The 11,165-nt window shown below is 56.0% G+C and carries 12 protein-coding genes; 3 read left to right on the top strand and 9 right to left on the bottom strand.

All coding sequences use genetic code 11. The features are described 5' to 3' along the window. Window positions 1-46 precede the first annotated feature (46 nt). The 6 genes from LF252_RS14895 to LF252_RS14870 form a co-directional block, all read right to left on the bottom strand. Window positions 47-838, bottom strand: coding sequence for a hypothetical protein (locus LF252_RS14895; protein ID WP_226270366.1), 792 nt, complete (start codon window positions 836-838; stop codon window positions 47-49). Window positions 839-879: 41 nt separating this feature from the next. After that, window positions 880-1,497, bottom strand: a complete 618-nt coding sequence (locus LF252_RS14890; RefSeq protein ID WP_226270365.1) for a hypothetical protein — start codon at window positions 1,495-1,497, stop codon at window positions 880-882. An 11-nt stretch (window positions 1,498-1,508) separates the two neighbouring features. Next, entirely contained in the window at window positions 1,509-2,693 is a 1,185-nt protein-coding gene (locus LF252_RS14885) for a restriction endonuclease subunit S (protein WP_226270364.1), read from the bottom strand. 9 nt (window positions 2,694-2,702) lie between these two features. Beyond that, on the bottom strand, window positions 2,703-4,226 hold the full coding sequence (locus tag LF252_RS14880; RefSeq protein ID WP_226270363.1) for a type I restriction-modification system subunit M: 1,524 nt from the start codon (window positions 4,224-4,226) through the stop codon (window positions 2,703-2,705). Window positions 4,227-4,310: 84 nt separating this feature from the next. Then, complete coding sequence (locus LF252_RS14875) at window positions 4,311-4,826, bottom strand: hypothetical protein (protein ID WP_226270362.1); 516 nt, start codon at window positions 4,824-4,826, stop codon at window positions 4,311-4,313. 4 nt (window positions 4,827-4,830) lie between these two features. Beyond that, window positions 4,831-5,409: a restriction endonuclease subunit S gene (locus tag LF252_RS14870; protein ID WP_226270361.1), complete on the bottom strand. Its 579-nt coding sequence runs from the start codon at window positions 5,407-5,409 to the stop codon at window positions 4,831-4,833. Window positions 5,410-5,669: 260 nt separating this feature from the next. On the opposite strand from LF252_RS14870, the gene LF252_RS14865 reads away from it, so the two are divergent. Then, on the top strand, window positions 5,670-7,079 hold the full coding sequence (locus LF252_RS14865; RefSeq protein WP_226270360.1) for a phospholipase D-like domain-containing protein: 1,410 nt from the start codon (window positions 5,670-5,672) through the stop codon (window positions 7,077-7,079). A gap of 33 nt (window positions 7,080-7,112) precedes the next feature. On the opposite strand, the gene LF252_RS14860 is transcribed toward LF252_RS14865, so the two are convergent. The 3 genes from LF252_RS14860 to LF252_RS14850 all read right to left on the bottom strand — a co-directional run bounded on the left by LF252_RS14860 (window position 7,113) and on the right by LF252_RS14850 (window position 8,894). Next, window positions 7,113-7,409 carry a hypothetical protein gene (locus LF252_RS14860; protein WP_226270359.1) on the bottom strand — a complete coding sequence of 99 codons (297 nt, stop codon included), beginning with the start codon at window positions 7,407-7,409 and terminating at the stop codon, window positions 7,113-7,115. 133 nt (window positions 7,410-7,542) lie between these two features. Then, complete coding sequence (locus LF252_RS14855) at window positions 7,543-8,532, bottom strand: protein NO VEIN domain-containing protein (protein WP_226270358.1); 990 nt, start codon at window positions 8,530-8,532, stop codon at window positions 7,543-7,545. Beyond that, the gene (locus LF252_RS14850; protein ID WP_226270357.1) at window positions 8,532-8,894 is read right to left on the bottom strand and encodes a hypothetical protein; all 363 of its coding nucleotides are present in this window, start codon (window positions 8,892-8,894) and stop codon (window positions 8,532-8,534) included. The genes LF252_RS14855 and LF252_RS14850 overlap by 1 nt, the downstream gene beginning before the upstream one ends. Before the next feature lie 36 nt (window positions 8,895-8,930). Here LF252_RS14850 and LF252_RS22870 point away from each other — a divergent pair, with 36 nt between their 5' ends. Next, window positions 8,931-9,059 carry a hypothetical protein gene (locus LF252_RS22870; RefSeq protein ID WP_262904950.1) on the top strand — a complete coding sequence of 43 codons (129 nt, stop codon included), beginning with the start codon at window positions 8,931-8,933 and terminating at the stop codon, window positions 9,057-9,059. 70 nt (window positions 9,060-9,129) lie between these two features. Then, window positions 9,130-11,028, top strand: coding sequence for a DUF262 domain-containing protein (locus LF252_RS14845; protein ID WP_226270356.1), 1,899 nt, complete (start codon window positions 9,130-9,132; stop codon window positions 11,026-11,028). Window positions 11,029-11,165: the final 137 nt, after the last annotated feature.

The following is an 11,165-nucleotide window of genomic DNA, read 5'->3' as shown; positions in this document are numbered from 1 at the left end:
ACGGCGGCGCGGATTTGGCGTTATGATTGACAATCAGATTCAGGCGTTACTCGTCGTCGTTGTCGTCTGCTCGATGGCGCTTGATTAAATCAATGTGCACAGGGGTTGCCTTGTAATTACCACTTTGAATGGCGGCAATAATGTCTGCTCGGGGGATGCCCCATTTGCTGGAAATGTAGTGGAGGTGAGGTTGTTCATCTTGGTAGTTCTCCTTGCCGGCAATGCTTTTTTCGGTATAGAAGAAGCAATGCCATTCATCACCCTTGTCCAGGAATTTGGCGTGAATCACCTTCCGGTCAGTAATCACCTGCTTTAGCTGGCCAGGAGTGAGCGTGGTGTGCCCTACTGACTCCACTGCGTTGTTTTTGCGTAGGCGTATCAACCGGGGTAGCTTGGTTCTGTCGAGCCCCTTGCGGTCTATATGGGCACGGTAGGAACTGTAGGAGTAGCCCAGATTTTCACCGGCCTGGCACACGAAAGCGAAGAACTCGTTCCAGGAAAGAACTAGGCCGCGCAGGGCCTTTATCTGGTCTTTTTTGGAGTCAGCGGCCAACACATTCCAAAGCGCCTGTGGAGCTTTCGTGGTCATGTATTGTTGTTCCTGTTCTGCCCACGCTTCGACAGCATTTTTGAAGAGGACCTTCATCCAGATTTCTTCTGGAATCCCTGCACCTATACCGGTTTTGGCGTTTACATCTACAGCAGCCTTGAGGAACCGGATGCGTGAGGGTATAAATAACTCCCTAATCTTCTCGAGGGGCCTGACGAATTCGAAGTCTCCGACTTCGGTAATGTGATAGTTGCCATTCTGGCCATCGGGGATAACTGCGTGATACATACGAATTGGATAGGTGATATGTGAGGTGAAAAAGTATTGGTTTACGCCGCGCGCTGCTCCAGGCCGTCCCAGATGCGGAGGAAGGAGTCGGCTTCGCCGGCGAGGAGCAGGTCGAGGCCGGGGCGGCGGGGGCCGGCCACGTGCAGCTTGCCGGTGCTGAGCTGCAGCAGGCCCAGCACGGTGCCGGCGGGCAACTGCGGGCCGAGTTGCAGCTCCATGAGGCTGAGAATAAGCTGCACCTGGGTGGGCTTGAGCTGGTCGTCTTTGAACCAGACCTGAATAAGGTGGGGCTGGCCGTCGATGCGCAGGCCCAGGTGCGGCGCTACCCGCACCTGCAGCTCCTGGTGCTGCCAGAAGCTGGCCGTGGGCTCGAACCACTCGAACGTGCGGCGCCCCCAGAAGCGGTGGTACTTGCTGAGGCGCAAGGCGTAGCTGGCTTGCTTCTTGGCATCGGCGGTGAGGGCCGGCAGTAAGCCGGGCACTTCAGCGCGGGTACCGCCCTGACGGTGATGCTCGCGTAGGCCATCCCGCAGCGGCTTGTAGAAGTCGGTGGCCGGGTGATAGTCGGGGCGAGTGAACAGCTCCTGCACTTTGGTGAGCTTGGGCTGGCCGCTACGGGCCACGAAATCCACGAAGTCGGTGAGGTAGATGGCGGGCATCGGTACGGGGGTTAGCGGGTGAAAGCCTGGCCCGTCAGCAGCCGCTGCATCAGGCCTTTTTTCTGCTGCTGCAGAAGTGTGAGCTGCTGACGGAGCAGCTTGATTTCCTTATCGGCGCTTGATAAGACCTTCGCAATTGCTTTCTGTTCATCAACGGATTCTGGAATCAGAACCTTGACTTTAGCAAAGGAGGGGAACTTGCAGTTGAGTGTGTCGTCAACTAAGCCCTGCGAGTAACGCCAGAACTTGTAAATGACACTTTGAGTCTTGAAAAGGAAGCCCGCGAACTGTACATCAATGCTTTTACCAGGTACCACGACGGTATAGGCAGGACTTATTATTCCCTCCTTATCAGCTACGGCGGCTACCCCCTGCCACAAACGCATGGTATTATAGCCGATGTCACCGACCCGGATGGCTTTGTACTTGCTTTTGTCGCTGTTAGAAGTATCGCGCTTCTCAAGTTCGTCACGATGAACGAGGCCTTGCTTGCTAGTAATAGAAAGCAACGGTAAGCGTATGTGTCCCCGTTCGGAGCGTTCCGAGAACAAACTTCCTAAAGGCACTTCTTTCCACGTCGATTGCGCAAACTGAGGAAGCCGTTTCACGCCGCTGGTCAAGGTTTCCTGTAAGACCTCAAACCGCTTCTCCTGCTTCTCCAGCAGCTGGGCGGTACCGTCAATGGCCCGGTCGCAGGCATCGAGGATGGCAACTATTTTCTCCCGGTCCGCTTTGGGTGGTATCGGTACCACATATTCACTGATGAACGACGTGGGAATACGCTTCTGCCCGGCACTGCCAGTCATGTTGGCTTCGCCGCGTACTCGGAACTCGTGGGTGCTGAAGTGGTGATAGAGCAGCCGACGGGTGCTTTCGTCTTCGGCCCGAACCACGTGGAATTCGGTACTGCCGAAGCCCTTGCCGTTGGTAAGCCCCGTGACCAAAGCCCCTTTGCCGTTCTCGAAGCAGGGCGTGATTTTGGCAATCAAGAGGTCGTTGTCTTCAAAGCCAGTGAAGCCGTTAGCAACTTCGGCGTAAGGCCGGGGTGCATGATTGACCAGGCGCATATCCTCCGATACATCGGCCATGCCGACAAAGCTGACCAGTTCATCGGGCGCGGCCTTGGGTTTGCGAGGATTCACCTCGGCTACTGAACTGACTTCGCAAGCCGTCCAGCCTTTCGGTAGATTCTTCATACAGCCCGCTTACAGTTCAATGCCCAACTCCTTTAGGTAGCCATCCAGCTCCTGGCGCACGTCGGCCAGGTCGGTTTCCAGCTGACGGATTTCGCGCTGCACCTGCTGCACGTCCACGGCTTCTTCGGCCTCGAAGGTGTCGACGTAGCGGGCAATGTTCAGATTGTAGTCGTTCTCCTGGATTTCGGCCAGGGTGGCCCGGTAGGCGTAGCGCGGCACCGACTCATAGGCCTGGTAGGTGGCCACCACGCGCTCGAGGTGCTCGTCGAGCAAGCGGTTCTGCTTCTTGCCGGCCTCGAAGTCGCGGCTGGCATCGATGAAGAGCACATCCTTTTTGTCGCCCCGGTCTTTGCGGAACAGCAGGATGGCGGCCGGAATGCCGGTGCCGAAGAACAGGTTGCCGGGCAGGCCGATAACGGCGTCGAGCAGATTTTCCTGGATGAGGCGCTTGCGAATGGCGCCCTCCGAGGAGCCCCGGAACAGCACGCCGTGGGCCACGATGACGCCCACCCGGCCGCGGCCCTCGGTGGCGCTTTCAATCATGTGCAGAATGAAGGCATAGTCGCCCTTGCTTTTGGGCGGCAGGCCGCGGCTGAAGCGGTTGTGCAGGTCGTTTTCGGCCACGTCGAAGCCCCATTTGTCGAGCGAAAACGGGGGGTTGCCCACCACCACATCGAACTTCATGAGGCGGCCGCCTTCGAGCAGCAGCGGGTTGGTGAGGGTGTTGCCCCGCTCGATACGGGCCGAGTCGAAGCCGTGCAGGAACATGTTCATCTTGGCCAGCGCGAAGGTGCTGCCATTGATTTCCTGGCCGTAGAGGGCGAAGTTGCGGGTGGGGCGGCCCTGGTCGTCGCGGGCAGCCTGGGCCGCCTCGATGAGCAGACCCGCCGAGCCGGCCATGCCGTCGTAAATCCGGTCGCCCTCGCGGGGGGCCACCAGCCGGGCCAGCAACTCGCTCACGGAGTGCGGCGTGTAGAACTCACCGCCCTTCTTGCCGGCGCTGGCTGCAAACCGTTCGGTGAGGTACATGTAGGCGTTGCCCACGATATCTTCGCGCTTGTCGCCCCACACTTTCTTGCTGTAGTCGAGGCTGGGCTGGTTGAAGTCGTTGATAAGGTGCTGGAGCAGGCGGTTGCGCTCCTTGGTGGAGCCCAGGCGGGCCTCGTTGTTGAAGTCGATGCCCCGGAACACGCCTTCGAGCTTGGCGCGGTTGGCGTCTTCGATGCTGGCCAGGATACGGTTGATCAGGTCGCCGAGGTCGGGGTGGTTGCTGTTGGCTACGATGTGCTCAAAGGTGGTGCCTTCGGGCAGCACGAACCGCTCGCGGCTGAGCTTGCGCTGGAGGAGGGTTTCGTCGTCGCCGTACTGGGCGCGCAGCTCCTCGCGCTTGTCGTTCCAGACGTCGGAGAGGTACTTAAGGAAGAGGAACACGAGGATGTAATCCTTGTACTCGGTGCTGTCGACGGGGCCGCGGAGGGTGTCGCAGGCGCGCCAGAGGGCGGCGTTAATCTGGTCTTGGGTTGGGCGGGTCATGGGGAGGGCCTCACCCCCCGGCCCCCTCTCCAGGGGGAGAGGGGGAGCCAGGCGGCTTGGATTTTGATTGAAATGGATGTGGATTTACAGCTTACCTAGCAGCTTGTTGATTTTTTCCTTGCGCCTTCTTGACTTGGCGAAAGCATTCACCTGATCGATTGAATCGAACTCACCCAAGATGTCAAGTGCGCTGAAATGAGACACAAAGAGTATGTCGCCCAGCTGGAAAACCTCTAATTCGTCCGGCTCAGGTTGGCGCGTATACGAAGTGAGTCTAAGCCTTACCAATTGCGCCTGTTTCTCAAAATCATCCACTTTCTTGCTGAAATTGCTGTCAAGGATAGCACCAGTGGTAAAGGTGGATTTTTTTAAAGTGGCCCGAGCTAAACCAAAATGCTGGTCAATGTCATCTCTGAGTTCATTGTTTTGTTGTTCAACAACATCAATGAGTTGGAGGCGGGCTTTGCGAACTTGGCTAGGTGGAAGATGCTCTGTGAGGTACTGGCGTGTTTCGCGGGCTATTTTTCCCGTTTCTTCAACCGCTAAGGCAAGACCCGACTGCGCAAAGTCGAAGTCGGCGAGTTCAAATGTTTTTTTCATATGCTTATTCTTCAGTATTTATCTGGGTTAAAAGTGCTTGTTCAATGGCCAGGGCACGCTTTTCGCGCAAACTGTCGGCGAGTTTGGCCTCGCGGCGGAGGGCGTCGGCGACGTGGGCAATGTGGCGCTGGACCTGCAGGTTGGGCAGCGGGATTTCGAGGCAGCCCAGCAGGGGCTTGGTGATACCGGCGACGCTGCTGCCCTGGCGTAGGCTCTGGAGGGCAGCCTGGCCGGGGGTGGAATTGAGGTACCAAGTCAGGTAGCCGGCATCGGTAGTAGCCGGGTCATGGACGCGGAGGCGAAAGAAGAACGACATGGCAATGGCCCGGGGCCAGGGCTTGGTATAGAGCACGGCCGGATTGCGGGGGCCTTTGGCCAGAAGCAGGATATCCTGGGGCTGCAGGAACTGTTGCTTCGGGACGGAAGGCAGCTCGGTACGGAGCGGGTCGTCGGCCAGCTCGTTGTAGGGGCTGGCAACGTCGCGCACCTGGATGATGTATAAGGAGCCATCGGGTTCGGGGGTTGGTTTTTCCCGAAGCGTAGCCCCAGAAACGATATCAACAAGTTCCTGCAGAAGAATCATCAGTAAAGTTATGCTGTAGTTTCTTATGCAAAGATGGGGATTATATCGTCGGGAGCAATAGGAGAGTTGTCAGTATAGTCATGCTGTATGAAATAATATTTGCAATCGTCTGATTGTCAGTGGTATTATTTTATAATTATTTTTAAAATAATCTGTTGTTACCTTTTTGGGGAGTAGTAGAGCCTTTGCCCGACAGTAGGTGTAACCAGAAACATATACCATAATCCTATAGGTAGTAGCTTTGGCCAAAACGACCCTATATGCTACCCGAATTCTTGCCTACTGGCTTTGCTACCAAAAGTGCCCGGTCCATTATCGACCGACTAGACTTCAGCCTGAGCCAAGCCACGGCCGTGCGGGCCAGTGTATGCTATTGGACGCGCTGGCCCAACCACCTGCACCGTAATTTCACGGAGCTGCTGAAGTGGGACGACTCGTTTTGCTGCGTGGATATTAAGGACACCACTGAAGTAGATGCGCTGTATGCCTTCAGTGAGGAAGGGGCCAGCAACTTCTATGTGTATCTGAAGGAGGAAAGTGAGAAGCGGCCTGGGCAGTTGCGGCTATACCACAACCTCCTGCACCCCAAAATGCTAGTGCTGGATATGCCCAATGGCCAGGCGGAGGTATGGGTGGGGAGCCACAACTTTACGGAGCGGGCGCTGCACGGCCATAACTATGAAGCCTCTACCGTGACAGTCTGCACACAGGATTCGGCTTTCTACTGGCACCATCGGGCATACCTGGAGCATATCAGAAACCAGTGTCAGCAGTTCAACCCCAATTTGCGTGCGGCCTATAAGGCCCTGCAGCGCCCGTACCAGACGGGCAACACGGATAACCTCTACCAGATTTTGCCACTGGTGGGGTATAACGTACTCGCGCTGCCAGGGCAGACGCTGCTGCTGCTGGGGGATGATGCGCAGGAGCTACGGCGCTTCAGCGGGGCCACGCCCCGCCTGCAACGGTTTCTGGTGCGGGCCGGCGACCTGCAAACCGGGCAGCAGCATTTGCTACATGCCCACGTGCAGAGCTCAGGACTGATTGATAAGCTGGATGAGCAATCGTTCGGAATTGATTTCTCGGCCCGTCCCTACGCCATTCGGCGCCGGGACCTGATACCGTATACCGCTTACCGCAGCAAAGCTTTTGTGGGGACCGAGCTAAAGCGCTTTGCGTACTGGGTGAATATCAAACTGGGCCCACTGGCTGGGCATGGTGAGGAGCTACAGGCCGTAAAAGCGCCTCCACTAGCCTGGTGGGCTAAGGATGCGGCGGCTACGGCGCATCTGCGCCAAGAAATTGCGCGGGAGCGGGCACGCCAGCGGATGGCCACTGGCTGGGAGGATCAGCCGCGGCGGGAGTGGGAAACAGAACGGGAGCTGTTGGAGGCGCAACAATTTCAGCCGGAAGTGCGGGTGGCGCGTTTTCGGCAGGAGTCGGATGTGCCGGTACTGGTAGCAGGCCGCGACCAAGAGGCGGCATTTACGCCCCGGATGCTGACAGCCGCCCAGCCTTTTTATGAGCGGGAATTTCAGCAGGTATACTTTGAACCCGAGGCAACTGAGCGCCGCCCCTTCCGACTGAAGCCGGAAGCGCAGGTGCCCGAAGAACTGCGGGCCTTCACGCTTAAAACACTGGTGCAAGAGCGGCGGTGGCAGGGTGGTTGATTATGCACCATCTTGCGAAGATGCCAGAGCAAGCTATGTAGCTTGGGGGCGTGGGCCACGCCGCCGGAAACCGGGTAATGCTACGCCGGCCCGAAATTCATGGTAGCAGTTTACTGCTGCTCGGTCGTTGGCTATATGCTTGGTAGTACGCGCCGGGGCTTCGTTGCCAAGACGGTGCAGCACTTGGTTCGTGTTGGCAACCGTAATGGGCTCTATCGTCATATTCAGGCGTTGTTCGACGCGCTCAATATCACGCAAATAGGCGCGTGGCGTTTTGGGTGGATAGCCTTGGTTGAGCATCCAGGTAGTAAAGGCAGCGCTGTGCAGCATAAAGTGAATAGAAAGATGAAGCTACTGTGCGTGCCAAGCTACGAAGTACCCGCATGATGTACTACTTGGAACGGTGTTACCGTACAAATACGGGTGTGCACGATGGGCTGCTGAAGATAACAATGCCGGGCGGTTATAGGTGCATACGGGCACCTACAATCTGTTGAATAGTAAGAACGTGATGGTGCTCGTCCAGCCACTGATTGGAGGCTAGGTCGCACGAGAAGACGTGCAATTTGGGCTGAGTAAGGGCTTGTGTGACCACGCAAAGGCGATATCGGGGGCGTTTCCCCGGGTTGTTGAAGGCTGAATACTCGTTCGGGGTAAGTTCGACTTCCAGCTGAGACTCGGACAGGCCCTTGACCTCCAGTAGAAGATGAAGCCGGTCGGCGGTAGCTTCCAAATCCCACCCAACATTGTCCTTTTCAACGGAGGCTAGGTTGTAGCCTAACTGCGTGTAGTGTTGCCATACACAGGTTATAGCTGCCTGTTCTACTGCTATGCGTTTGAGTGTATCGGGCTGACGGGGGGAGCCTGATCGACGCACAGCCGGTGGCCGGCCGGTGCTGGTATAAGCCTTAATGAAGCGGTGCACTTGCTGGATAAATGGGGCTGCGTCTTCAGTGTCAGCGTACCACACATTGCTTTGACCCATTCCGCCCTTGCCCCGGGGCACTGCCAGCGTACGCGCATCTGGAGGCAGGAGAAACACATCAGTTGCCGCCGCCGTGATGTAGTAACCAACTTCACGGTCCTGCCAATCCCAACTGCTGCGACGAGGCGGGGAAAATAATTCGGAATAGTGCCGTTGAACAGTCGCATTCAGGTACCACCCAATTACACAGGTGCCACCGGAGCTTGGATGCCGAGCCGTCCATACGACAGTGACACCCGATAGCTGCGCGGCGTCAGCTGCTGCGCCCAGGCGTTCAATTCGAATGTCGCTGGCCTTTACTGTTTGGACATATCCGTAACACTGGCCGCCAAACGGTAGGAAGTTGTGGACCTCGCCGCCCGTTTGATGTTCGTGGATATAACTGCCGCCGCCCGTAATTGGATCAGTGGCGGTCAAGCCGCGGTAATGTAGCATCCAGCCGATATTGCAGAACAGGATAGTAGGCATCAGAAAAAATAACGTAGGAAGAGGTTGAGCAGCGGTGACGAAGATATTGATGTGTTGGTAAGGGTAGTAGCGTATTGTAAAGAATATAGGTACAGATGTTCTGAGCGTATACTGTAACGCTGGGCGAAGCGACGCGTCGCGGCCTCGTGGCGGCGGTTGATGGCGCGCAGGGCGGCTTCGTCAGGCTGCCAGTCGGGGCGCGGGCTGCGGTGAGTGGCGGCGTGAGTCTGCTGGCGCAGCTGCTCGGCTTCGGTGGGGAAATGTAGGCCCCGTTTTTCTTTTTGGCTGATGATGGTTAGCCGCTGGCGCAGATGCTCGGCATTGGGGTGGTCGTCGGGAATCTGGCGGCTGAGGCCGGCCACGAGTTGCGGGGAGGCCTGCTGCAGTTGCGCTACGGTGTGCTGCTGGTTGCTGGCTTGTTGGGCTTTCTGGTCGAGGTGCTGCTGCTCGAGGCGGTGGACTTTGCGGTCGGAGTTGCGCGGGCAGTAATAACACGTTTATTTGTGATGCTCAAATTGGCCAAATAGCCACTAGCTGTCTTTGTGAGACTATTTGCGTGCTCTAATATTTCCTTCACCATTCTGCTCATCCTTTCCCATGGCTGAATCCACCTTGGACACCGGCAAGAAATACATCAAGTCTATTTTTCAATCCGATCAGTTTTACAACATACCAGAGTATCAGCGCCCGTATGTGTGGGGGCCGGAGCAAGTCACGACGATGTTTGATGACATTGCCACGGCTTATGAGCAGGATAGGAACCGGGAGTACTTTCTGGGTTGCATGATCTGGAATGCTAAGGAAGACCGGAGCGGAGAGGTTGTTTACCCTTATAACGACATTCTAGACGGGCAGCAGCGTTTTATCACATTGTACCTGCTCCAAGGGGTGATTCGGGATGTGTCGAGCAATGCCAAACTGAAGGACACTGTGGCCAAGCGCTTGCAGCAGGAGCGCGACGACCTGGAGGGTACCCCCGAGCGTAACCGTTTAAAGTTCAGTATTCGGCACGACGATGATTTCCTGCAGCAGTACGTGCTAGCAGAAGGCGGCACCTTGCAGCATCCGCAGTTAGTGGCTCTGATCGAAGCCAAAACCACGAGTACGTCAGTGCGCAGCATGGCTACGGCGTTGCTGACCATGCACGAATGGTGGAGCAGCAAGCGGCGCGACTTTGATTCGGAAGAAGGCTATCAGAAATTCCTGTTTGAGTTCTACGGCTACCTAAGCAACCGTGTGCTGGTGCTGTACCTGTCGACCTCCGACAACCTGGATGATGCCTATAACCTGTTCACGGTGCTGAACAGCCGGGGCGTGCAGCTGCAGTCGAGCGACATCTTGCGGGCTCAAAATCTGCGGGTGATTACGCACGAAGACAGCCGCAAGAAGTACGCGAGTAAGTGGGATGAATACCAAGACACTATTGAGTCGCCCTACAAATCGTTTGACGAGTTCTTGTGGGCCATGGTGTACATCTTGATGAAGTACCGCTCCGACTCCAACCAGAGCATTAGCAAAGCCTTCAACTTCATCTACGAGCGGAAGCTACTAAGTCGGGGCGTACCAACATTTGAGTTCATCGACAAGTACGTGCAACACTTAGAGGCGGTGTTCAATGCAAACTACCAGGCTTCGGAAGCGGGCTGTCTGTACGAGAACCTGAACTACATCCTGGCTTCCACCTTCGGCAATCAGTACATCGTGCTGCTGATGCATTATCGGGAGTGTTTCGGGGAGGCAAACATTCTGGAGTTCCTGATCAAAGTAGATAACCTGTTCTCGGTGGCCTGGTTGACAGATACCCGTAGTCTGCAGACGCGCATCTTTATCATGCTGCGCAAAATGGAGGAACTGCGGGATAAGTATAGCAATCAGCAAGAGGCATCCGCTGCCTTCCTGCAGGATAACGTGTTGCGCTACGACTACGAAGACGAAAAGGCCAACACATTCATCGATATCGAGAAGTTCTTCGACAGCTTGGATATGGAGAAATGGGGCAGCTTCGCGGGTACTCGCATCAACAAGACGCGCTACCTGCTGCTGAAGCTAGACTTGCTCACGGGCAGCCTGCACAACAAGCTGCAGTTCAACAAATCGTTTGCTTCGGTGGAGCACATCATGCCCCAGAAGCTGCGCGTGCCGGCCTGGGCTGTGGACGAACAGGAGCACCAAGAGTGGCTGCATCGGCTGGGCAACATCGTGCTGATCGATATGAAGAAAAATGCGTCGCTCAGCAACTCGTCGTTCCCAGATAAGCGGCACAAATACAGCACCTACATCGAAGGGCGGGCCAACACGAATTACGTGTTTATGACCTATCAACACTGGAGCATTCAGACACTTAAGCAGAACCATCAGCGCGTGTTAAACCTGCTGAAGGGTTACTACACGGGTAACAGTCTACAGAGCCTGAAAGACCTGAAGAAGCAGGCTTCGCTGGCAGGTGCCGTAGCGAGTAATGTTGCAGTACTGTCGGCACCGGTAGCTGCTAACTAGCTGTTAGCAGATATGAGCTGGCCTATGGCATAGCTGAACCGATAAGCCCTATTTGGTCTACGGAGGGTAAATGCACAAAGAGCCCTGTACGTAATGTACAGGGCTCTTTTATTGTACAGGTGGGTCGACTAAGCCAA

The organism is Hymenobacter pini (genome assembly GCF_020421205.1).
Classification (GTDB): Bacteria; Bacteroidota; Bacteroidia; order Cytophagales; family Hymenobacteraceae; genus Hymenobacter; species Hymenobacter pini.
This window is presented reverse-complemented; position numbering and strand designations above follow the sequence as displayed.

What these genes read in the sequence shown, in the direction of transcription:
- LF252_RS14895 (WP_226270366.1), bottom strand. Translation starts at nt 838, where the DNA reads ATGTATCACGCAGTTATCCCCGATGGCCAGAATGGCAACTATCACATT.
- LF252_RS14865 (WP_226270360.1), top strand. Translation starts at nt 5,670, where the DNA reads ATGCTACCCGAATTCTTGCCTACTGGCTTTGCTACCAAAAGTGCCCGG.
- LF252_RS14875 (WP_226270362.1), bottom strand. Translation starts at nt 4,826, where the DNA reads ATGAAAAAAACATTTGAACTCGCCGACTTCGACTTTGCGCAGTCGGGT.
- LF252_RS14855 (WP_226270358.1), bottom strand. Translation starts at nt 8,532, where the DNA reads ATGCCTACTATCCTGTTCTGCAATATCGGCTGGATGCTACATTACCGC.
- LF252_RS14890 (WP_226270365.1), bottom strand. Translation starts at nt 1,497, where the DNA reads ATGCCCGCCATCTACCTCACCGACTTCGTGGATTTCGTGGCCCGTAGC.
- LF252_RS14860 (WP_226270359.1), bottom strand. Translation starts at nt 7,409, where the DNA reads ATGCTGCACAGCGCTGCCTTTACTACCTGGATGCTCAACCAAGGCTAT.
- LF252_RS14870 (WP_226270361.1), bottom strand. Translation starts at nt 5,409, where the DNA reads ATGATTCTTCTGCAGGAACTTGTTGATATCGTTTCTGGGGCTACGCTT.
- LF252_RS14880 (WP_226270363.1), bottom strand. Translation starts at nt 4,226, where the DNA reads ATGACCCGCCCAACCCAAGACCAGATTAACGCCGCCCTCTGGCGCGCC.
- LF252_RS14885 (WP_226270364.1), bottom strand. Translation starts at nt 2,693, where the DNA reads ATGAAGAATCTACCGAAAGGCTGGACGGCTTGCGAAGTCAGTTCAGTA.
- LF252_RS14845 (WP_226270356.1), top strand. Translation starts at nt 9,130, where the DNA reads ATGGCTGAATCCACCTTGGACACCGGCAAGAAATACATCAAGTCTATT.